Source organism: Pseudomonas brassicacearum, assembly GCF_000585995.1.
GTDB lineage: Bacteria > Pseudomonadota > Gammaproteobacteria > Pseudomonadales > Pseudomonadaceae > Aquipseudomonas > Aquipseudomonas brassicacearum_A.
Map to the genome: position 1 here is coordinate 5,388,249 of NZ_CP007410.1, position 20,677 is coordinate 5,408,925.

General features: G+C 60.2%; 19 protein-coding genes and 1 pseudogene. 10 read left to right on the forward strand and 10 right to left on the reverse strand.

The genetic code is table 11. The annotated features are described in order from the left end of the window. Positions 1-19: 19 nt before the first annotated feature. The 4 genes from CD58_RS23050 to CD58_RS23065 all read right to left on the reverse strand — a co-directional run bounded on the left by CD58_RS23050 (position 20) and on the right by CD58_RS23065 (position 5,830). Positions 20-1,255 carry a hypothetical protein gene (locus CD58_RS23050; RefSeq protein WP_025215306.1) on the reverse strand — a complete coding sequence of 412 codons (1,236 nt, stop codon included), beginning with the start codon at positions 1,253-1,255 and terminating at the stop codon, positions 20-22. Positions 1,256-1,320: 65 nt separating this feature from the next. Further along, positions 1,321-2,589 (reverse strand): hypothetical protein, encoded by a 1,269-nt coding sequence (locus CD58_RS23055; protein ID WP_025215307.1) that lies wholly within the window; start codon positions 2,587-2,589, stop codon positions 1,321-1,323. A gap of 94 nt (positions 2,590-2,683) precedes the next feature. Then, the gene (locus CD58_RS23060) at positions 2,684-5,218 is read right to left on the reverse strand and encodes a CS1-pili formation C-terminal domain-containing protein (RefSeq protein ID WP_025215308.1); all 2,535 of its coding nucleotides are present in this window, start codon (positions 5,216-5,218) and stop codon (positions 2,684-2,686) included. Between the two features lie 126 nt (positions 5,219-5,344). Further along, the gene (locus tag CD58_RS23065; RefSeq protein WP_025215309.1) at positions 5,345-5,830 is read right to left on the reverse strand and encodes a CS1 type fimbrial major subunit; all 486 of its coding nucleotides are present in this window, start codon (positions 5,828-5,830) and stop codon (positions 5,345-5,347) included. A 426-nt stretch (positions 5,831-6,256) separates the two neighbouring features. Here CD58_RS23065 and CD58_RS23070 point away from each other — a divergent pair, with 426 nt between their 5' ends. The 4 genes from CD58_RS23070 to purT all read left to right on the forward strand — a co-directional run bounded on the left by CD58_RS23070 (position 6,257) and on the right by purT (position 9,591). Then, the gene (locus CD58_RS23070; protein ID WP_025215310.1) at positions 6,257-6,820 is read left to right on the forward strand and encodes a PadR family transcriptional regulator; all 564 of its coding nucleotides are present in this window, start codon (positions 6,257-6,259) and stop codon (positions 6,818-6,820) included. Then, positions 6,817-7,602 carry a siderophore-interacting protein gene (locus CD58_RS23075; protein ID WP_025215311.1) on the forward strand — a complete coding sequence of 262 codons (786 nt, stop codon included), beginning with the start codon at positions 6,817-6,819 and terminating at the stop codon, positions 7,600-7,602. The genes CD58_RS23070 and CD58_RS23075 overlap by 4 nt, the downstream gene beginning before the upstream one ends. A gap of 237 nt (positions 7,603-7,839) precedes the next feature. Then, entirely contained in the window at positions 7,840-8,307 is a 468-nt protein-coding gene (locus CD58_RS23080; RefSeq protein WP_025215312.1) for a preQ0 transporter, read from the forward strand. Positions 8,308-8,409: 102 nt separating this feature from the next. Further along, complete coding sequence (gene purT, locus CD58_RS23085; RefSeq protein WP_025215313.1) at positions 8,410-9,591, forward strand: formate-dependent phosphoribosylglycinamide formyltransferase; 1,182 nt, start codon at positions 8,410-8,412, stop codon at positions 9,589-9,591. A gap of 254 nt (positions 9,592-9,845) precedes the next feature. On the opposite strand, the gene CD58_RS23090 is transcribed toward purT, so the two are convergent. Further along, entirely contained in the window at positions 9,846-12,260 is a 2,415-nt protein-coding gene (locus CD58_RS23090; RefSeq protein WP_025215314.1) for a glucose/quinate/shikimate family membrane-bound PQQ-dependent dehydrogenase, read from the reverse strand. 530 nt (positions 12,261-12,790) lie between these two features. Here CD58_RS23090 and CD58_RS23095 point away from each other — a divergent pair. Both CD58_RS23095 and CD58_RS23100 read left to right on the forward strand, forming a co-directional pair. Continuing rightward, entirely contained in the window at positions 12,791-13,021 is a 231-nt protein-coding gene (locus tag CD58_RS23095; protein WP_025215315.1) for a VF530 family DNA-binding protein, read from the forward strand. Positions 13,022-13,024: 3 nt separating this feature from the next. Beyond that, on the forward strand, positions 13,025-13,684 hold the full coding sequence (locus CD58_RS23100; RefSeq protein ID WP_025215316.1) for a Pr6Pr family membrane protein: 660 nt from the start codon (positions 13,025-13,027) through the stop codon (positions 13,682-13,684). A gap of 155 nt (positions 13,685-13,839) precedes the next feature. Here CD58_RS23100 and CD58_RS23105 read toward each other — a convergent pair whose 3' ends face one another. Genes CD58_RS23105 through CD58_RS23115 form a run of 3 tightly spaced genes read right to left on the reverse strand, consistent with a single transcriptional unit; the run spans position 13,840 to position 15,186 of the window. Further along, positions 13,840-14,049: a DUF1289 domain-containing protein gene (locus CD58_RS23105; protein WP_025215317.1), complete on the reverse strand. Its 210-nt coding sequence runs from the start codon at positions 14,047-14,049 to the stop codon at positions 13,840-13,842. After that, on the reverse strand, positions 14,046-14,570 hold the full coding sequence (locus CD58_RS23110) for a gamma carbonic anhydrase family protein (protein WP_025215318.1): 525 nt from the start codon (positions 14,568-14,570) through the stop codon (positions 14,046-14,048). Before CD58_RS23110 ends, CD58_RS23105 begins: the two co-directional genes overlap by 4 nt. Positions 14,571-14,586: 16 nt before the next feature. After that, a complete protein-coding gene (locus tag CD58_RS23115) occupies positions 14,587-15,186 on the reverse strand; it encodes a CoA pyrophosphatase (protein ID WP_025215319.1) in 600 nt (199 codons plus the stop codon). A 145-nt stretch (positions 15,187-15,331) separates the two neighbouring features. On the opposite strand from CD58_RS23115, the gene CD58_RS23120 reads away from it, so the two are divergent. The 3 genes from CD58_RS23120 to CD58_RS23130 all read left to right on the forward strand — a co-directional run bounded on the left by CD58_RS23120 (position 15,332) and on the right by CD58_RS23130 (position 17,874). Further along, positions 15,332-15,883 (forward strand): NUDIX hydrolase, encoded by a 552-nt coding sequence (locus tag CD58_RS23120; protein WP_025215320.1) that lies wholly within the window; start codon positions 15,332-15,334, stop codon positions 15,881-15,883. 40 nt (positions 15,884-15,923) lie between these two features. Next, positions 15,924-16,430: a L,D-transpeptidase family protein gene (locus tag CD58_RS23125; RefSeq protein WP_025215321.1), complete on the forward strand. Its 507-nt coding sequence runs from the start codon at positions 15,924-15,926 to the stop codon at positions 16,428-16,430. A gap of 358 nt (positions 16,431-16,788) precedes the next feature. After that, complete coding sequence (locus CD58_RS23130; RefSeq protein ID WP_144238618.1) at positions 16,789-17,874, forward strand: scabin-related ADP-ribosyltransferase; 1,086 nt, start codon at positions 16,789-16,791, stop codon at positions 17,872-17,874. 261 nt (positions 17,875-18,135) lie between these two features. Here the strand turns inward: CD58_RS23130 and CD58_RS23135 are convergent, their stop codons facing one another. Further along, a complete protein-coding gene (locus CD58_RS23135) occupies positions 18,136-18,489 on the reverse strand; it encodes a DUF6124 family protein (RefSeq protein WP_038436714.1) in 354 nt (117 codons plus the stop codon). A 247-nt stretch (positions 18,490-18,736) separates the two neighbouring features. After that, complete coding sequence (locus CD58_RS23140; RefSeq protein ID WP_025215324.1) at positions 18,737-19,189, reverse strand: hypothetical protein; 453 nt, start codon at positions 19,187-19,189, stop codon at positions 18,737-18,739. 757 nt (positions 19,190-19,946) lie between these two features. Between CD58_RS23140 and CD58_RS23145 the strand changes: the two are divergent. Further along, a pseudogene (locus CD58_RS23145) lies at positions 19,947-20,677 on the forward strand (GntR family transcriptional regulator).

The window sequence follows — 20,677 nt, forward strand, 5'->3', positions numbered from 1 at the left end:
CCGGACGGCACACCGTCGTTCAAACCTCTGAATCCCAGATCACCGTGACGCTGCCGGTATAGGTGTCGGGCGCGCGATCGAGCATCGCCGCGACACTGCTGCTGCGGATATGGAAATGCAGGGTGGCGGGCTTGCGATCGATGTACCGGCCAGGCAGAAATCGAACAGGATTGGAAAAGGCTCCGACAGGCACCGTTTGGCGAATGACCGGTTGCCCGTTGGTATTGGTCAAACCGTCGGGCAGCGTCACGTCGACATCCACCGGGTAGTAGATTTCGGAACCCGGTGCCGTTACACCGCACTCGGTCCCGGCCATGTACCGACACTCAAGCTTCATCGTGAAGGGTGAAGACGTCGAGATCAGGAACTGATGGTCGCGAAGCAGCACAGTCGGTTTGCTGCCGTTGCTCAACCACGCCTTCCAGCCCTCTCGAGGCTCCAATTCCACCCGGTTTCCGCCCGGCGGAATTTCAACCTTGAGGACATGCTCGACATCCAGCGTGAAATTGAGCGTGAGCGCCGAATCATTGGGGATCACGACGTCACCGAAGTCAAAATCCTGGCCCGGCCCGATGCCGAGGGTCAGCGAGCCTCGGTACTGGCCGCCCGTCATTTGCAGAGGATTGGGCGTGCGCAGCTCGTAGGCAAAGCTCAGGCCCTGGTATTCGAACCGTGGAATCAGGTAGCGGGCCGGTTTGGCACAGGCGTCTTCTACCGGTGTCTTCCAGAAGAACCAGGCGTGGGAAAGGGTCGCCCCTTGTCTCACGCAGGGCGTCGGGGCTTGCCACCAGGTCGAGCCGAAAATCATGTTGTAGGCGGTTTCGTCACTCACCCCGCCACCGACAATGTCAGGGGCGTTGGGCGTCAGCCCGATCGCCCCGCCCAGTCCGACGACGCGAAACTCGAGGGTTTCGCTATGGCCTGTACCTGAATGGGTCACTTGTACCGTACGCCAGTTGGCCGGTGCCTTGAGCATCGCACCTTGCCGGACATCTTCATGATTGGCCTGGATCGGCCCCCCTGAGGCACCCGTACCCAATATCAGGCTGAATATCCCGGCCGACTGGCACAGCACGACGAATTGCTCGCAATAACCGCTGTTTCTGGTGGTATTGACGAACTTATTCTCGTGGGGCTTGGCGCTATCGGCTCTGAATTGCGCGGTGATGTCCAGGGTGGCGGCTTCGACAGCCGGCAAGCAGGCCAACCAAACGCCTGTCGCCACGCCGCTCGCCAGTTTCCTTGATAACTTCATTTATGCGACCTCATGCGTCCGAGCAAATCGTGAGGGGGGAAAACATCCATTGGGCAAAAAAGCTTTCAAACTTCCGAATCCCAGATCACGGTGACGTTGCCGCTATACGCCTTGGCGCCGGTGTCCAGCATCGCTTCGACCTGGCTGCGGCCAACTTCGAAGTGCAGGGTTCCCGAGCGGCGATCGACATAGAACCCCGGCTGGAACAGTTCGGTACCACTGCCATCAAGCCTTAGCTGACGACGGTTGACCGGTTGTCCGGCGGCGTCCGTCAAGCCATCGGGCAGGGTCACGCTGACATCCACCGGCACGGCATGGCCGGTGCCGGTTTCGGAGATCGCGCAGGTATTACCGCTGACGTACTGGCATTCGAGCCCCATCTTGAACCGTGAGGAGGCCGAGATATGGAAGCGTTGATCGCGGGACAGTTGGGTCGGCTTTTGCCCCTGGTTCAACCAGGCTTGCCAGCCGCCTTGGGGGACCAATTCGACGCGGTTGCCGCCGGGGGGGATTTCGACCTTGAGGGTGTGTTCGACGTCAAGTTTGAAGTTGAGCGTGATAGCCGAATCGGTGGGGATCATTACATCCCCCATGTCAATGTCCTGTCCCGGACCAACGCTATAGGTCAGCGACCCGGTGTATTGGCCGGACGACATCTTCAATGGGTTGGGTGTGCGCAGTTCGTAAGCGAAGTCCAGATAGGTGTAATTCATGCTGCCGAGAGGGATCAGATAATTGGCCTTTTTTGCACATACGCCCTCCGTTGGCGTCTTCCAGAAAAAGCCATACCCCCTATCGTTAGCCAATCCAACACCGCTGTATCGACATGGCGAGGGCGCATATACCCAATCAAGGCCAGTCCATAACATCTGGTGGGCCCTTAAAACAGTCACGCCTCCACCGACCAATTGGACCACCGTGCTATTGGGGAACGATTGTCTCGACCCAAAGCCGGCCCAGCGCACTTCAACGACTTCTATTTCGCCCGTCCCCGTATGGGTAACTTGTATGGGACGCCAATTGGCGGGCACTTTAAACATCGCACCTTGCCGAGGATTTGCATGACCGGCCTCGATATCGCTGGTCCCATTGGCAGTGAGAGGCAATCGAATACTGAACATACCGCTGATTTCGCACTCTCGTGGTAGCGTGGCGCAATACCCACTCACCGGCGTGGTATTGGTGAACTTGTTCTCCATGGGTTTCGCCGGATCAGGCCGAAAACGCGCACTGATCTCCTGCGTCAATGCACTGGCCGTTGGTGAGCCAGCAACGAGCGAAGCAAACAACAACACCGAAACCACGTTGCGCACGGCTACCGATAAGGGTTTCATCTATACAACCTCATACATCAAAGCGAATCCCTGCAAGTTGGAGAAAGAACCTTCACGCGGGGCGCGCACCCTGCTCCCCGCGACACATCAGGAATCAGGAGCGCTGCCGGTCCTTGCCGGCCTCGCCCAATGAGTTATCCGCCAGGGTGTCCGGCGTGCAGCGCAAATCACCGATCATCAACACATCGCCTTCGCGCTCGGCGTTGTCCGGGTCGAGGCGGAACCGGCAGAACAATTCGCTGCCGTAGCGCACTTCCAGGGTCGGTGAGCTGGCGTTCATTTCCATGGAGAAGAACCCATCCGCCTCGCTGACGCCGCGGCTGGCGTGGTTGATCACGTGATGGCCCCGAAGCGGCTCGCCCTGTTCGTCCACCAGGCGACCGAGCACGGTCACGGTTTTCATCACGTGGACCTTGCGGTAATCCACGCCGCCTTTGTTCAGGTGATAACGGGTACGCGCAGGCTCGATGTTCGCCGCCGGCGGGTGCACGCCATCGAAGTCGAAGGTCACCATGCTGTTCTTGTAGGCGGTGATGGGGATGAAATTGCGGCCCGGGCGCAACGCCGTGCTGCCACCGGTCAAGTCGTCGGCACGCAGGGTGACATCGTCCAGGTCGGTTTCCACGTCGACGATCAGGCCCGCGCCGCGCCCTTGGGGCAGGCCGGTGAAGGCGGTTTTCTGGCCGCCCACGGCCACGGTGCTGCTCAGGTTCAAGCCGCCGGTGAGGTTGTCGTTATAGGACGAACGCTGGACGAAACCGTCGCCATACAGCGAATCGGTCATGAAACTGGCGATGCCGGACAGACCCACGCCATAGGTGTCGGCCAGTGCCGTGGCGGAGACACTTTGCAAGACATGATCCTGCAGGTCCCGGCGATAGGTCAGCGAGGCGTTATGGTCGCGGTCACCCTCCCGTGACGTACGGGTGCCGATGCTGCCCGACCAGTACTCGCCCGGCCCGCCCAACGCGACGCTGATGCTCAGGTCGACGCCGCGGTTGCGTCGGTCGGCGGTACTTGACGTACCGGGACGGTCGAACACCGACAGCCGCCAGTTGGCATCGCTGCCACGCAGCTTGCCACGCTGGGTCCAGCCCAAGTCCAGCCCAGTGCCCTGGACATTGCCTTCGCTGTAGGCCAGCCGTCCATTGATGGAGGTCTTGTTGCTCAAGCGATGGTTGACCGACAGCGAGGAGTTGCTGGTTTGGCCGACGAACACACTGCGCTGGCGGATGCGGGTGCCGTCCGGCCGGGTTTCATAGGTGTTGCGGGTGTCCAGCCAACTGCGGTTGTGACTCGCCACGACGCTGCCCTGGCCATAGCTGTACAGGCCTTGCACGTCCATGCCGGTGCCGTACTGCTGGGTTTGATAGACGTTGGCGTACAGGCTGGTGTTGCTGGCCAGCGTCCAGTCCACCGAGGTGCCCACTTGCAGTTTGTCCTGCACCTGACGCGTAGAGGCGCCGAGGATCACCCGGGGATGCAGCAGGTAGTTGAAGCCCACGCCCGCCGTGGTGAAACCCGAGGGCTGGTCTTCCCAGTTGCTCCAGAGCCTGGTTTCGCGCCCAGCGAACAGGTTGTAGCGCCAGCGGTCCTCGGAATTGCTCCAGTTATTGGGTTTGTAGACCAGCTCTTGGCTGGTGGCGGTGGTTTGCCCGTCCTCGATCAACCGCACTTCCACTTCATAGATGCCGCCGGGCAAGGGCCGAGTGTCCAGGCTCTGCAAGCCGGCGCTGACCGCCTGGGTATTGATCAACAGGCCGTTGCGATAGATCTCCACCGACGCCTGGCGGCTGGCGGTGACATAAATGGGGTAGACGCTGGGTTTGGGATTTTCCATTACCAGGCTGTCGGAGCTGCCGTACATCACTCCAAGTGCGGTGTCCGGGTTGGCACCGAACGAACGGATCTGACGGTTCAAGCCATCGGAGCTGGGTGTGAAATAACCCAGGCGGAAAAAATTCCCTTCCATCTCCCGTTGGGTGTAAAGCTCGTGGACCGCGTGGTACAGCTTGTCGTCCGGGCCGCCAAGACGCGACAGCTGAAGGTCCAGTGACTGGCTCCAGTTGCCCACGCTGGAACTGGCGTTGAGGCCATAACGCCCGCCCGTGTCCTGTTCCTGGCCACCATTGATATTCAGTTGGTTGTTGAAGATCAGGCCGAGGCTGCCGCCTTCCGGCTGATCGTGGTAACGCTTGGTTTCGTTGGCTCGCTCCACATCCCGGGTCAGGATCGACACCAATGAATTTTCAAGACTGTAGTGCACCGCCAGCAGCCCGGACGGGCAGCGGCCTTCGCAGGCGCCCAGCCTCTGTCCTTGCTTGAGATGCTGCTCCCATTGCTCGATCTCGACAGTTTTTATCGCGCTGTCCTGCGTGTCGGTGAGTTCGAGCAGGGTAATACGATCATCCCGCGTCAAGACCACCATGGCTTCACCGAGGTACTGTTGATTGAGTTCAACTCGAACCGCCAAAGGCACATCGAAAAAGTGCGATTCAAACTCAGCCGGCAACCCCTTGGCCTGGGCTAGCAGGCTTCTGGGTGTGGTACCGGGGGCAGTCGGCGCAGCCAATGCACTCGCGCACAGAAATAGCGCGAGGGCACCCGCGATGGGTGTCATCGGAAACATCAACGGATTCTCATAATCAGCGAACGATCAGGGCGTTTCAGGTGCGGGCCGTCCGGCTGGGGAGCGCCGGACGACCTGCGGCAATGCCCGTGCAATGAGGGGAAACTCACCGGGCATCGAGCGGCATCACGGGCGCGGCACGGCGTCGAAGATCACGGTCATGTCGGCGGTGTACAGGCCGTTCTGGGTATCCAGAGGTCGGGCCGGGATGATGGTCATGTCAGCCTGGGTACCTGGAGTCGACGTTGCGTCATCCACCACTTCCTGAGGAAGGGCAGTCAGGGTGACGCCGTTGAACGTGGTGGTCAGGTCGATGGCGTCACGGCCGTTGTACAGCGCTGCAGGGCCACCCTCGATGTAGGCATGGACTGAACCGTTGGTGTTCTTCACGTCGAAGGTCTGGCGCAGGGAAGTCAAGGTGCCGCTGACCGTGTTGTAGCTCATGACTTCGTCTTTACCGAAGTTCGGGTCACGTGGCTGCACATGGAACTGCAGGGTCGGAATGTTCGCGGTGATATGAATCGAGGAGCGAGCATCATCAAGGGCGAACGCCGCCGAAGAACCCAGGGCAGCAGCGACCAGAGCAGTACCGGATACGAATTGTTTGAGCATGTTGTTAACACCTGTTCTTAGCATAAAGAGAAGGGTTGAAAGTTGCAGGCCAACAACCACTTGGCCTGCCCCTTCAACGCCGGGGCATGATCGACTCTCTTTAATTAAAAATAAGCAGGCACTTTCCCATAATGGCGTAGTACCCCGTGCATACAGAACAGAGAAAAAGACGCAGTTTTTTATAAACTTGAAGTTTGACTGTCAGAAACAACCCACATAGCCAGCCTACACGCTATTCAGTCATTACAAATGCATGCAGCCTGTATCTTTGCCATCCCCGGACACAAAGCATTCATGTAAGGTTTTTCCAACCCCAAGTAATACCTTGCGGATAAAGATACATCTTGGCCTTGGAAATTATCAAAGATATATCTTCGGATAAAGATATATCTAACTTCTATCTTATGCAGAATGGAGCGCACGCATATGACAGTCAGCTATTCCCTTCCCAAAAATGACGGTTTCGAACACCCCCCGGCAACCCGTGAACGTGGCAGCCGTGGCCCACGGGTTTTCGCGTCCGGCGATCTGAAACTGCTGTTGCTGGCGCTGATTGCCGAACAGCCTTGCCACGGCTATGACCTGATCCGCCGGATCGGGCACATGTTCGACGGTGCCTACAGTCCCAGCCCCGGCGTGATCTACCCGACCCTGACCTTCCTGGAAATGAGCACGCTAATCACCTGCGGCGTCGAGGACGGAAAAAAATGCTACAGAGTGACCGACGCCGGACGTCTATCCCTTGAAGACCAGGCCGTGGCGCTGGAGGAAGTGCGCAGGCGTATTGAAGCCAGCAAGCGCACGCTGCGCGGACAGGATCGGCCTCCGGAAATCCACGAAGCGGTGTATAACCTGCGGCATGCGCTACAAAAGCATCCTGGCCACTGGAGCCCGGAAGAAATCATGCGGGTATGCGACTTGCTCAACGACACCGCCAAAGCCATTATCGACGGCCCCGACCGTCCACCCGTTTCGGAGTCAACACCATGACTGAAGTCGATCCCAACACCATTCACCGAGTCAACCACGAGGTCAAACGCCGTCGCCTGGAAGTCTTGCGGGTGCAGGACCTGACCCCGCGGATGCGCCGCATCACCGTCGGCGGGCCGGAACTGGCCGGGTTCGTCAGCCTGGGCACGGATGATCACGTAAAGCTGTTTTTCCCCCAGAACGCTGAGGAACGGGCGGCCCTGGAAAGCGTCAACCTCAGCGCCGGCAAGGCCCAGGGCGCGTTACCGGAAATGCGCGACTACACCCCGCGCCGCTATGACCTGGACACCCTGGAGATGGACATCGACTTCGTGCTCCACGGCGACGGCCCTGCCTCGACCTGGGCGTCCCAGGCAGCGCCCGGGCAATACCTCGACATCGGTGGGCCACGGGGCTCGATGATCGTGCCGGACATCTTCGACAGCTACCTGCTGATCGGCGACGAAACCGCCCTCCCCGCCATCGCCCGCCGCCTCGAAGGCCTGGCGCCGAACCGGCGTGCCCTGGTGGTGGTGGAGGTGGAAAACGGTGCCGAACAGCAGATTCTCCAGAGCCCGGCGCAACTGCACGTGATCTGGGTGCTGCGCGAAGGCCGCCAGGACAACCTGTTGACCACCGTGCAACAGCTGGAAGTCCCGACTGGCAAGCTGTACGCCTGGGTCGCCACCGAAAGCAAGGTGTCGCGGCAGATTCGCAAGGTGTTGCTGGACGAGAAAGGCTTGGATCAGGACTTCGTGAAGGCTGTGGGGTATTGGAAGGCGGAGGGGAGCGAGGAGGATTGAGATATTGGCGGCGGCTGAACTACCCTGTCCCTCTGAACAACACAGACCCTGTGGCGAGGGAGCTTGCTCCCGCTGGGCTGCGCAGCAGCCCCCTCTCAAAGACCACTCAATTAACCTGATCCACCGGGTTGCCAAGCTATAGGGGCCGCTTCGCGCCCCAGCGGGAGCAAGCTCCCTCGCCACAGGGAATATCGCTATCCTTCAATATTTGGCACGACATTTCACCAGGTACCTCCCATGCTCTTCCTGATCACCTACATCGCCAGCGTCGTGCTGATCAACTTCGCATTTTCCGCCGCGCCGCACCTGGACATCATCTGGTCGGCCTGGGGCGGGCTGGTGTTCATCCTGCGGGACATGGTGCAAACCCGCTTCGGCCATGGCGCCATCGTGGCGATGCTGGCGGCGCTGGTGTTGTCCTACGTCACCTCGGACCCGACCATCGCGCTGGCCAGCGCCACTGCGTTCGCGGTGTCCGAGTGCATCGACTGGCTGGTGTTCACGATCACCAAACGCCCGTTGCATGATCGGCTGTGGATCAGTTCGGCCCTGAGCATTCCGTTGGACACGTTCATTTTCTTCGGCCTGATCGACGCCCTGACGCCGGGTGTGGTGATCACCGCCCTGGCCTCGAAATTCGCCGGGGTCACGGCCGTCTGGCTGATCATGGCCTGGCGTTTACGCAAGCAAACCGTCGCCATCTGAAGCCAAACCCCGCGGTTCATGTAAAATGCCGCGCTTTCTCCCTATGGGAAGCTCGCCCGGCGCGCGACCCGCGATGATCCGCTCCTGCTTGAGGACCTTCAGATGACCCGTATCGGAACTCCATTGTCGCCCACCGCGACCCGCGTTTTGTTGTGTGGCAGCGGTGAGCTGGGCAAGGAAGTGGTAATCGAACTGCAGCGCCTGGGCGTTGAGGTGATTGCCGTGGATCGCTACGCCAATGCACCGGCCATGCAAGTGGCCCACCGCAGCCATGTGATCAACATGCTCGACGGTGCCGCCCTGCGCGCGGTGATCGAGGCCGAGAAGCCGCACTTCATCGTGCCGGAAATCGAAGCCATCGCCACTGCGACCCTGGTGGAACTGGAAGCCGAAGGCTTCACCGTGATCCCCACCGCTCGCGCCGCGCAGTTGACCATGAACCGTGAAGGCATCCGTCGCCTGGCCGCTGAAGAGCTGGGCCTGCCGACCTCGCCGTACTTCTTCGCCGACACCGTCGAAGACTACCGCAAGGCCGTGGAAACCCTGGGCTTCCCGTGCGTGGTCAAGCCGGTGATGAGTTCCTCGGGCAAGGGCCAGAGCCTGCTGCGCAGTGTTGACGATGTGCAGAAAGCCTGGGACTACGCCCAGGAAGGTGGCCGCGCCGGCAAGGGCCGGGTGATCATCGAAGGTTTTATCGATTTCGATTATGAAATCACCCTGCTCACCGTGCGCCATGTCGGCGGCACAACGTTCTGCGCACCGGTCGGCCACCGTCAGGAAAAAGGCGACTACCAGGAATCCTGGCAGCCCCAGGCCATGAGCCCGGCGGCCCTGGCCGAATCCGAGCGCGTGGCCAAGGCCGTGACCGAGGCCCTGGGTGGCCGTGGCCTGTTTGGCGTCGAACTGTTCATCAAGGGTGATCAGGTGTGGTTCAGCGAAGTCTCGCCACGTCCCCACGACACCGGCCTGGTGACGCTGATTTCCCAGGACCTGTCGCAATTCGCCCTGCACGCCCGCGCCATCCTTGGCCTGCCGATCCCGGCGATCCGCCAGTTCGGCCCATCGGCTTCTGCGGTGATCCTGGTGGAAGGCCAGTCGACCCAGACTGCTTTCGCCAACCTCGGCGCCGCCCTGAGCGAACCGGATACCGCGCTGCGCCTGTTCGGCAAACCGGAAGTCAACGGCCAACGCCGCCTGGGCGTGGCCCTGGCCCGCGACGAATCCATCGAAACCGCCCGCGCCAAGGCGACCCGGGCTTCGCAGGCGGTGAAGATCGAGTTGTAAAACTGGCTGAATGCAAACCCCGTGGCGAGGGAGCTTGCTCCCGCTGGGGCGCGCAGCGGCCCTGAAACCCGGCGACGCGGTGGGTCAGGTTGATTGAGTGAGCTTTGAGAGGGGCTGCTGCGCAGCCCAGCGGGAGCAAGCTCCCTCGCCACAGAAGCTCAAAAGCTCAAAAGCTCAAAGGCCTGTATTCACAGGGCAAATAAAAAAGGCGACACCCGCAAAGGTGTCGCCTTTTTCATGAGCGCCGGTTTTGCTTAATCCGGCAGCTTGTAGGCAATCACGTAGTCACCCTGCTTGGTGCCCAGGGAACCATGGCCGCCGGCGACGACCAGCACGTATTGCTTGCCGTCCTTGCCGGTGTAGGTCATCGGTGTGGTCTGGGCGCCGGCGGGCAGGCGGCCTTCCCACAGTTGCTTGCCGTTTTTCACGTCATAGGCGCGCAGGTACTGGTCGAGGGTGCCGCTCAGGAACGCCAGGCCACTGGCGGTGGTGAAGGGGCCGCCCAGGCTCGGTACGCCCATGCTCAGCGGGATCGGAACCGGTGAGCTGTCACGCACGGTGCCGTTCTTGTGCTTCCACAGGATCTTGTTGTTGGTCAGGTCCACAGCGGCCACATAGCCCCAGGCCGGTGCCTGGCAGGGCAAGCCCATGGGCGAGAGCAACGCTTCGAGGATCACGCCATAGGGCGCGCCTTTGTTCGGCTGCACGCCTTCGGTTTCGCTCTTGCGACCCGGACCGCCGGCCACTTCCGTCGCCGGCACCAATTTCGACTTGAACGCCATGTAGCTCGGGTTGACGAAGGCGATCTGGCGCACCGGATCCACCGAAATGCCGCCCCAGTCGAACACGCCGAAGTTACCCGGGTAGACGATCGAGCCTTGCAGCGACGGCGGCGTGAACATGCCGTCATAGCGCAGCGACTTGAAGTCGATCCGGCAGAGCATCTGGTCGAACGGGGTCACGCCCCACATGTCGCGTTCCTTGAGGACCGGCGGCACGAGGTTCAGGTCAGACATCGGCTGAGTCGGCGAGGTGTGATCGCCTTCCACCGCGCCTTGCGGCACCGGGATTTCCTTGATCGGGATAATCGGCTGGCCGTTGCTGCGGTCGAGCACGTAGATGCTGCCTTGCTTGGTGGAAGCCAACACCGCCGGTTTCACGCCGTCGGCGGTCTTCATGTCCATCAGGGTCGGTTGACCGCCGACGTCCATGTCCCACAGGTCGTGGTGAGTGAACTGGAAGTACCAGCGCACCTTGCCGGTGGCGATGTCCAGCGCGGTCAGGCCGGCAGCGTACTTTTCCGATTCCGGGGTACGCATGCCACCGAACTGGTCGGGGGTCTGGTTGCCCATCGGCAGGTAGAGCATGCCGAGTTTTTCATCGACGCTGAACATGGACCACATGTTCGGCGAGTTGCGGGTGTAGACCTGGCCTTCGGCAATCGGCGTGGTGTCGTCCGGGTTGCCGCTGTCCCAATTCCATACCAGCTTGCCGGTGTGTACGTCGTAGGCACGGATCACACCGCTTGGCTCGTCGGTGGAGACGTTATCGGTGACATGGCCGCCGATCACTACCAGGTTCTGGGTGACGGCGGGTGGCGAGGTGGAGTAGTAGCCACCGGCGGTGAAGCCGCCGATGTTGGCGGTCAGGTCGACCTGGCCTTTGTCACCGAAGTCCTCGCACATCTTGCCGGTGTCGGCGTTGAGGGCGATCAGACGGGTGTCGGCGGTCGGCAGGAAGATCCGGCGCGGGCAGACGGTGCTGGCTGGCGTGGTGCTGGCCGCGCCCGTCGGGCTCTGTTCGGCCGAGGCGTATACCGCATCATCGTGGTAAGTCACGCCACGGCAGGTCATGTGCGCCCAACCCTTGAAGTTCTGCGCTTTTTGCGTAGAAAGCTTCGGATCGAAACGCCAGATTTCCTTGCCGGTCTCCGGTTCCAGGGCAATCACCTGGCTGTGGGGCGTGCACACGTAGAGCATGCCGTTGACCTTCAGCGGGGTGTTTTCAGCGGTAGTCTCGCCGGGATCGTTCGGCCCCGGCAGGTCGCCGGTGCGGAACGTCCAGGCTTCCTTCAGGTTGCTGACGTTTTGCGGGGTGATCTGCGCCAGCGGCGAATAACGGTCGCCATGGGCACTGCGGCCGTAGGAGTTCCAGTCGCCATCCGGCATGGCCGGCGCGGTGTTGGTCATGCCCGGCACGGCGTCGCGGTCCAGTTGACCCTTGATTTCACCCGGGTTGGTGAACTGGCTGGCGAGTGCGGCGACACCGGCGATGACCACGGCGGCGCCCAGTGCGCGGGTTCCCATGGGCGAGGCATCGGCGGTCAGCAACGGACGGCGGAACCACGGCAGCAACAGGACGATGCCCAGGGCGAAGAACATCGCCAGGCGCGGCACCAGTTGCCACCAATCCAGGCCCACTTCCCACAGCGCCCACACGGTGCTGGCGAACAGCACCAGCGCATACAGGCCGAGGGCCGCACGACGGGCCATGATCAGCAGCACGCCGGTCAGCGCCAGGCCGATACCGGCCAACAGGTAGTACAGCGAGCCGCCAAGCGTGCTCAACTTGACTCCCCCGGCCAACAGGGCCAGGCCCATCAATAGAAGCAGAATGCCGAGCAGGCTCGGTAGCAGACGGCTTCGACTCAAAGCACCCTCAGTGCTCATAGTGTGATTCTCCGTGATGTTTTAAGGAGTCCCGCGCAAGTAGTCACTTTAGATGACGGTCTTGAGGGGGCATGGTTCAGTTGAAAAAGGCAAATTCGGTTGACGCAGTCCCTGTGGGAGCGGGCTTGCTCGCGAATGCGGTGGATCAGTCAATACAGGGCTGAAGGTGAAATCGCTTTCGCGAGCAAGCCCGCTCCCACAGGAACTCGTTCGTCATACATGCTCGGACAGCGCTGTCTTTCAGAGTCTGGGTATCGAGCATGGAGATGGCTTTCTTTGATCTTTTAAGGGAGTGAGCTGAACGCAGAGGCTTTGCCACGCCAGAAGAAGCGTTTCAGCAGGCGGCGCAAGGATAATGTCCTGTTACTCATAGAGAAAGCGCTTTTGTTGACATGGATCATTTCGGTTTTGGTAACAGTGTGCCCAGCGCGAGCCTGGCTTTGTATACCGCGATGAAGGCTATGCTTCCACCACAGGGGGCACCTCGGCTAAGGTGCGCGGCTTTCACCCTTTTCGCGCAAAGGCCTCCCATGAACGAACCCAACAACAACCCGCTGCACGGCGTGACGCTGGAGCAGATCCTCAACGCCCTGGTGCAGCACTACGAATGGTCGGGGCTGGCCGAGCGCATCGATATCCGTTGCTTCAAGAGCGACCCGAGCATCAAGTCGAGCCTGACCTTCTTGCGCAAGACGCCATGGGCGCGGGAGAAAGTCGAGCGCCTGTACATCAAGTTGATGCGCACCAAGCGGCCGGACTGAGCCATGGGCACGCATATCGCTCGGCGTCCCGCGCGGCTCGTGGCGGTGGCGGCATTGCTCGGCTGGATGGGCTTGAGCATCCAGCTGTACCTGATTCTGTTGGGCCGCTGGGAACTGGGCGCGAGCCTGCTGGGCGGGCTGGTGAACTTCTGCAGTTTCTTCACGGTGATGACCAACACCCTGGTGGCCGTGGTCCTGACCTGGGAACTGACCCCTCGCCAATCCGCGGCCCGGCGCTGGTTCCTGTTGCCCAGCGTGCGCAGCGGCATCGCGGTGAGCATCGCCGTGGTCAGCCTGGCCTACAACCTGCTGCTGCGCCACCTCTGGCAACCCGAAGGCTGGCAATTCGTGGCCGACGAGTTGCTGCACGACGTGATGCCCTTGCTGTACCTCGCCTATTGGTGGCTGCATGTGCCCAAAGGCACCTTGCGCCTGCGCCACATCGGGCTTTGGGTGATCTACCCCTTGGTGTATTTCGCCTATGTGTTGCTGCGAGGAAATTTATTGGCCGCGTACCCCTACCCTTTCATCGATGTGGCGAACCTGGGTTATCCACAGGTGTTCATCAATGCCGGGGGGATATTGGCGGGGTTTGTCGGGATTGCGCTGGCGGTGGTGGGGGTGGATCGGTGGTTGGGGCGGCGGCCATCTAAAGCCTTGTGAGATGCCTTTGTGGCGAGGGAGCTTGCTCCCGCTGGGCTGCGCAGCAGACCCCTTGGATCTGCCAGACGCACCGAGTAGCCAGTGTGTTATTGGGGCTGCTTCGCAGCCCAGCGGGAGCAAGCTCCCTCGCCACAGGGGGCGTACACAAATAGATATCAGGGCCGAGCAGGCAACATCCACACCAATCCACTGGCCTTGGCCCGCTCATGACACAACGCCAGGACATTGCGTCGTTCCTCGTTGTCCATCCGGCTCCACCGAGTGATTTCCACCACAGTGCGCTGGCAGCCGGTGCAGATGTCGTCATCGTCCAGCGCGCAGACGTTCACGCAGGGCGAGCGAACCGGACGTTCGGGCGTGGTCATGGTTCTTGCTCCGCCAGGTCGCGGGCGTAGCGCTGCGAGTTATGCACATAGTGCGCCGCGCTGGCCTCGAGCATCTTCTTCTGGGCTTCGGTCAATTCCCGCACCACCTTGCCAGGCGAGCCCATCACCAGGGATCCATCGGGGATCTCTTTGTTTTCGCCGATCAGCGAGTTGGCGCCGATGATGCAGTGTTTGCCGATCTTCGCGCCGTTGAGGATCACCGCATTGATGCCGATGAGGCTGTAGTCATCCACCGTGCAGCCGTGGAGCATGGCGTTATGGCCGATGGTCACACCAGTGCCGATGGTCAGCGGATAGCCCATGTCGGTGTGCATCACCGTGCCGTCCTGCACATTGCTGTTCTTGCCGATCAGGATCAATTCGTTGTCACCGCGCAGCACGGCGTTGAACCAGACGTTGGCGCCCTCTTCGAGGCGGACCTTGCCCACCAGCGTGGCATTGGGCGCGACCCAGCTTTGTGGGTGGGTTTCGACACGGGCATCGCCCAGGCGGTATTTCATGAGGATCCTCGGGGCGTCAGGTATTGATGAAGCTCTTGGGCGGTTTGTGCAGGTCGATGCCGGCGTCGAACATCAGGTTGACCAGTTCGACGACCATGATCGCCGTCAGCCCCCAGATCTTGTATTCGCCAAAGCGATAGCTGGGCACGTACCAACTGTGGCCCTGGTAATCGATGCGGTGCGTGTGTTCGCGCGGGTCCTTGCGGAAGAACTCCAGCGGCACGCTGAACACCGCGGCGATCTCGGCATCGTTGGCCTGGTACTCGACGTAATCCGGAATCACTCCGACATACGGCGTGACCTTGATGCCATGCAGGGAGATCAGTGGGCTGAGGGGCCCGATCACTTCCACCAGGCCGGGAGGCAGGCCGATTTCTTCCTCGGCTTCGCGCAGGGCAGTGAAGATCAGGTCCGGGTCTTCCGGGTCGCGACGTCCGCCGGGGAACGCCACTTCGCCGCCATGGGTCGAGAGCCCACTGGCGCGCAGGGTCAAGACCAGTTCCGGTTCGTCACTGCGGGTAATCGGCACCAGCACCGCCGCTTCAGGAAAACGTCGGTCGGTCTCCAGGGTACGCGGGGTATGGTTGCTTACTCGATGCAGTAGCTCGTCCAGCATGAGACTTCTCGATTTATTCGCTACCTTGCATCATGCACCAATCATGCAGGCGGCCCAACCCCCGGACCGCGTCGTGTCGCGAAACGACAACTTGCCGACCCCGCCCATGCACGCCAAGATAGGCGCAGCATTCAGGAATCCAAGCATGAAATTCTGCAGCCAGTGCGGTAACCCGGTGACCCAGCGCATACCCGAAGGCGACTCGCGCCTGCGCTTTGTGTGCGACACCTGCCACACCATCCATTACCAGAACCCCAACATCGTCGCCGGTTGCGTGCCGACCTGGGGCAGCAAAGTCTTGTTGTGTCGGCGCGCCATCGAACCGCGGCGCGGTTACTGGACGCTGCCGGCGGGCTTCATGGAAAACGGCGAAACGGTCGAACAGGCCGCCGTGCGCGAAACCGCCGAAGAAGCCTGCGCCCGGGTGCGAAATTTAAGCATCTATACGCTGATCGACGTACCGCACATCAGCCAAGTGCATGTATTCTTCCGCGCCGAGCTGGTGGACGAAGATTTCGCCGCCGGGCCCGAGAGCCTGGAAGTGAAACTGTTCGACGAAGCGGACATTCCCTGGGATGAGCTGGCGTTCCGCACAGTGGGCCGCACCCTGGAATATTTCTATGCGGACCGCCAAGCCGAGGATTACCCGGTGCGATCCGAATCGATTCCGCCACTGGCTCAGCCTGCCAATACATAAAAACCAATATAGCCGCGACACCTCTAGGGATATCGTTTCAATGCGCTGGTTGCTTGTCCTGTTCTGCTTGTCGTTCACCGCTGTGTCCCAGGCTTCTGCGCTGGGCACCTACAACGGCAAGACCATCGAAAAAGTGTTGGTGCTCAAGTCCGCCCATCAATTGCAATTGATCAACGACGGCAAACCGCTCAAGACCTATCGCATCTCCCTGGGCAAGGGCGCCAAGAAAGGCCCCAAGCTGATCGAAGGCGACAAGCGCACCCCCGAGGGTTTCTACTGGATCGACTGGCGCAAGACCAGCGACCGCTTCTACCTGTCGATGCACATTTCCTACCCCAACATCAGCGACGCCGCCCGCTCCCGCCGCGAAGGCGTGGAACCGGGGGGCATGATCATGATCCACGGCACGCCTGATTCGGAAGAGAATCCTGAACAGCTGTTCCATACCTTGGACTGGACTGATGGCTGCATTGCCATGCGCAATGTGGATATGCGCGAGGTTTGGAATTTGGTGCCGGATGGGACGATGATCGAGATTCGTCCGTAATCATTGCCCAACCCAATACAAATCCTGTGGCGAGGGGATTTATCCCCGCTGGGCTGCGCAGCAGACCCAAGGCAGCCAACTCAATTTGCCTGACACACCGGGTTGTCAGGTTTTAGGGCCGCTTCGCGTCCCAGCGGGGATAAATCCCCTCGCCACAGGGACGGTGTCGATCTCACATCTTGCTACAAGTCCCGGAAGCGGAGCGCAACCGCTTCATCAGCTTTGATCTACCCTCAGGACTGATGCGGTGGCGCGACGCCCCGCAGAATTCATAGTGAGACGTGTCACGTCGAAGCATAGGCAGTCATGACGTATGTGATTCGACAGGGCTTCACCGTTCCAGATGGACATCAAAATCATGACAACTCATAACAGTTTTATACGGACGACCGCGGTTGCGGTGGTGGCGTTGGCGGGTGTTTGGCAGTCGGGTAACGACGCGTGGGGGGCTGGGGCACCTGCGGAGGGTAAAGAGGAGCCGTGGTATCAAGCCTGGCTTCAGGTTACAGCGGATTCGAGCGTGGATATTCACAAAACCATGCCGTTGTTGCGCTGGCGTACCGACATGGACACGCTCTACCGGGGAGATACGACGGGTCAGGGCCTGAGCGCGTTCAAGGATGGGCTGTTGCCCAAAGCCGTAGGCATCCCCGAGGATCAATGGATATATAACTGGATCGTCCACGCGAGCGGAAGCACGGGGACGGTGTTCAGTAGCACAACCCGCAGCCCGATCTGGGCGCAACACTACGCCAGCGAGTGGGTGTACCAGTTCAAAGCCCCCCACGGAATCGATCAGGTGCAATCGGGTGGACCTTTTCCCCGCGAGGAAGAAATCAGCTACCCCGGCGGGGTCAAGGCACAATTTATCGAGAAGGCCTGCAATAAAGACGATCTAACCAATTGCACGGCGAACCCCAACTACCGTGAACCCACCGGTCACGAGACGATGCAGGAAGTCGCTGCGATTTCCATCGACTGGAGCCGGGTGGAGCCCTCAGACAAGCTGCCATGGGTAACGACCAAGCAATCCCTCTGGGCGGTCGGCTCCATAATAATCAACCCCATACAGGGAGCAGATGCTCTTGCCCAAGGATTAAAGGCGCGAAACGCTCTGCCACCCGATTTGAGAAGGGCAACCCGGCCGGAATCATCCCAGGTTGATTCGGTCGTTGTGGCATTTCGCTACTATAGCGATGCCAAACTCTGGGCAACCCAGGACGCGGCAAACGGTGGCTGGGTATACGAGGTCAGGCCAGGCAGCGTGGCGGTGGATTTGTCAGTACCTGCCACTGGCGCTCGTGAAGGCACCTTCGCCTACATCGGCGGAATCAAAGGAGGCCTATTGATGAATGCACGCCGTTTCGAAAAAGGCGTGAGCCAACCGGTCGAGTGCATCGGCATCGAAAAAGAAGCGTGCCGGCTCGAGAACCTTCACCAATAGTTCTCAAGGAATGAATCCCCTCGCCACAAAACACCATTCCCCGTGGCGAGGGAGCTTGCTCCCGCTGGGCTGCGCAGCAGCCCCAAGGCAGGCCACTCAATTTACCTGACACATCGGGGTGTCAGGGTTTGGGGCCGCTTCGCACCCCAGCGGGAGCAAGCTCCCTCGCCACAGGGGTTTGGTGTTGATTGGTATATTTGTGAACGACTCAAATCCACTGTGGGAGCGAGCTTGCTCGCGATGAGGCCGGCCCTTATTGCATCAAGTCCGAAGCTCTACCCGATCCAAGGCCTTGTTCGCCAACAAAGCCCCCAACTCAATCATCTGCACCACCCCCAACGCCACATGCCGCCGCGAGCCTTCCAGGTCGAAGGCAAGGTCGCTGAGCATTGCGTTGGCTGACGCCAGGGTTTCGCTGAGGTTGGCTAACAGGGCTTCGGTATCGACACTGTCCACTACGGTGAACAATTGCGCCGGTGGTTTGGCTTCTGATGCGCTGTCCTCAGGCTTGAGGTAATGGTCCATCGCGCGGTCGGCGGCTTCTTTCAGTCTCTCGGGAGCGTAATCGCCGTAGGGGAAGGTGGAGGCGGGTTTGGGAATGTCAGAATTTTTCAATGGAAGCTCCTTTATCTAATGGAGCCCAGGACAAAACGTCCGGGCCTGTTGCCCTGTGATTTTTCGGACGGTCAAACCCGGTCGCTGAATTGGCAGCGACACCCAAAGGCTAGAGCCCCCACTTCCGAGGGACAACCCTAAAAACATGTCGGAAACTTCGGTGCGTCTGACAGACCAGCCGCCGTATGAGGATCATTCACACAACAAAAACCCGGCCTAAGCCGGGTTTCGATCACAACATTTGGATTCAAACAAATGCTGCGCGCTGCTCAGCCTCATAATGCCGAGTCTGAAAAGGCATGAGGACCTGTACCTTCAAACCGAGACCTTCACTCACCCCCCACGAGAGGGCGAGTTCATCACGACGACTGCGAAGCGTAACAGCGGCTTGTGAAGTCACTTCGTGCTTAGGTGCCGAACGCCAGAATAGCTCAAGCGCCTTGAAGACTTCCGACACCCGGCTATCGGTTACACATGAAAAACGGGTGAATCGCTCGAGCAAATACCCTGCGCGACGAACCTCGACCTCATCAGTGTGCCGACTTAGAAAAGTCTGAGCGACACTCATCAGGTCCGAATTTGAATACCAGACAGCCTTGGCGGCACTCACAAGCGCGGCGTCATCTGCCTGCTTTAATGGGCTTTTGACTAACGTCTCTAGAGCAAATAGGAGACTTGGTCTGTTAGCAGGCATCTCCATTTGTATTCCCAAGAATTTTAAAAACTGAGCGAAGGGCTGCCAAGCAGGCTGAGAGTGCGGAACGCTATCTTCCGGCCATGCCGAGGCATGCCCTTGCAGCTGCCATAAGGACAAAAAATCAAAAGACTAGAACCAGCACCTCCTAAGGACAACCCTAAAAACATGTCGGAAACTTCGGTGCGTCTGACAGACCGCAGTTTCTGTGGCGAGGGGATTTATCCCCGCTGGGCTGCGCAGCAGACCCAAGGCAGTTAACTCAATTTGCCTGACACACCGGGTTGTCAGGTTTTGGGCCGCTTCGCGCCCCAGCGGGGATAAATCCCCTCGCCACAAGACACCATTCCCGCTGGGCTGCGCAGCAGACCCAAAGCAGTTAACTCAATTTGCCTGACGAACCGGGTTGTCAGGTTTTGGGGGCGCTTCGCGCCCCAGCGGGAGCAAGCTCCCTCGCCACAACGGCCCGTTAGCCCCAGTCTCGGGTGACCGCCCGTCAGCATCGAAAAATAAAATAAAAAAATCTCACCCTCAGAAATTGCCTACAGATGAATACCAGTTCACACCGTAGGCGTTGTCGCAGGCGGCGATCTTTGCTGTTGACCCCCACTCGCTAATACCACTTCAATCCCACCCCACCAAAACCCTCCAACAACCCCACTAAACTCAGGTCAAGCGGCGTTGACATGGTATTCAAGTGGTATTAGCTTCCCCCCTCACTTACCGGGCGACAAACAACTCAATAACCGCATCGGATACCCACATGAACGACATCCTGGCCCTGCGCCCCGACGACACCCAGCCCACGCCGCTGTACCTGCAATTGGCGCGTAACCTGGAGACGGCGATTCATGCCGGCCAGTGGAAAGCCGAGCAGGCGATGCCGTCCGAGCGCAGTTTGAGCGAGCAACTGGGCATTTCCCGGGTCACCGCGCGCAAGGCGTTGGAGGTGCTGTTCGAACAAGGGCTGATCCGCCGTAACCAGGGTTCCGGCACGTTCATCACCCCGCGTCTGGAACAGCCGCTGTCACGCCTCAGCGGCTTCAGCGAGATGCTGCGGCTCAAGGGGTTTGTGCCCGGGTCCCAATGGCTGGAACGGGACATCACCCCGCCGACCCACGAAGAATTGATCCGCCTGGGCCTGTCGCCCACCGACAAAGTCGCGCGGCTCAAGCGCTTGCGCAAGGCCGACGACACGGTCATGGCCATCGAGATGAGCACCCTGCCCGCCTCGATCATTCCCAAGCCACAGGCAGTGGGCGATTCGCTCTACGCGTTTCTCGACAGTATCGGCAAGCCGGTGGTGCGCGCCCTGCAACACATCCAGGCCATCAACGCCTCGGACGAATTCGCCGCCCTGGTGGGCATCGCCCCCGGTACCGCGATGTTGCTGATGACCCGGGTTGGCTACCTGGAAGACAACACCCCATCGAAGTCACCGACACCTACTGCCGCAACGACTACTACGACTTTGTCGCAGAGCTGCGGCGCTAG

Coding starts and splice junctions, on each gene's coding strand:
- CD58_RS23080 (WP_025215312.1), top strand. CDS start 7,840: ATGCTCTTCCTGATCACCTACATCGCCAGCGTCGTGCTGATCAACTTC.
- CD58_RS23120 (WP_025215320.1), top strand. CDS start 15,332: ATGAAATTCTGCAGCCAGTGCGGTAACCCGGTGACCCAGCGCATACCC.
- purT (WP_025215313.1), top strand. CDS start 8,410: ATGACCCGTATCGGAACTCCATTGTCGCCCACCGCGACCCGCGTTTTG.
- CD58_RS23055 (WP_025215307.1), bottom strand. CDS start 2,589: ATGAAACCCTTATCGGTAGCCGTGCGCAACGTGGTTTCGGTGTTGTTG.
- CD58_RS23065 (WP_025215309.1), bottom strand. CDS start 5,830: ATGCTCAAACAATTCGTATCCGGTACTGCTCTGGTCGCTGCTGCCCTG.
- CD58_RS23105 (WP_025215317.1), bottom strand. CDS start 14,049: ATGACCACGCCCGAACGTCCGGTTCGCTCGCCCTGCGTGAACGTCTGC.
- CD58_RS23090 (WP_025215314.1), bottom strand. CDS start 12,260: ATGAGCACTGAGGGTGCTTTGAGTCGAAGCCGTCTGCTACCGAGCCTG.
- CD58_RS23095 (WP_025215315.1), top strand. CDS start 12,791: ATGAACGAACCCAACAACAACCCGCTGCACGGCGTGACGCTGGAGCAG.
- CD58_RS23140 (WP_025215324.1), bottom strand. CDS start 19,189: ATGGAGATGCCTGCTAACAGACCAAGTCTCCTATTTGCTCTAGAGACG.
- CD58_RS23130 (WP_144238618.1), top strand. CDS start 16,789: ATGACAACTCATAACAGTTTTATACGGACGACCGCGGTTGCGGTGGTG.
- CD58_RS23115 (WP_025215319.1), bottom strand. CDS start 15,186: ATGCTGGACGAGCTACTGCATCGAGTAAGCAACCATACCCCGCGTACC.
- CD58_RS23100 (WP_025215316.1), top strand. CDS start 13,025: ATGGGCACGCATATCGCTCGGCGTCCCGCGCGGCTCGTGGCGGTGGCG.
- CD58_RS23070 (WP_025215310.1), top strand. CDS start 6,257: ATGACAGTCAGCTATTCCCTTCCCAAAAATGACGGTTTCGAACACCCC.
- CD58_RS23110 (WP_025215318.1), bottom strand. CDS start 14,570: ATGAAATACCGCCTGGGCGATGCCCGTGTCGAAACCCACCCACAAAGC.
- CD58_RS23125 (WP_025215321.1), top strand. CDS start 15,924: ATGCGCTGGTTGCTTGTCCTGTTCTGCTTGTCGTTCACCGCTGTGTCC.
- CD58_RS23075 (WP_025215311.1), top strand. CDS start 6,817: ATGACTGAAGTCGATCCCAACACCATTCACCGAGTCAACCACGAGGTC.
- CD58_RS23050 (WP_025215306.1), bottom strand. CDS start 1,255: ATGAAGTTATCAAGGAAACTGGCGAGCGGCGTGGCGACAGGCGTTTGG.
- CD58_RS23060 (WP_025215308.1), bottom strand. CDS start 5,218: ATGTTTCCGATGACACCCATCGCGGGTGCCCTCGCGCTATTTCTGTGC.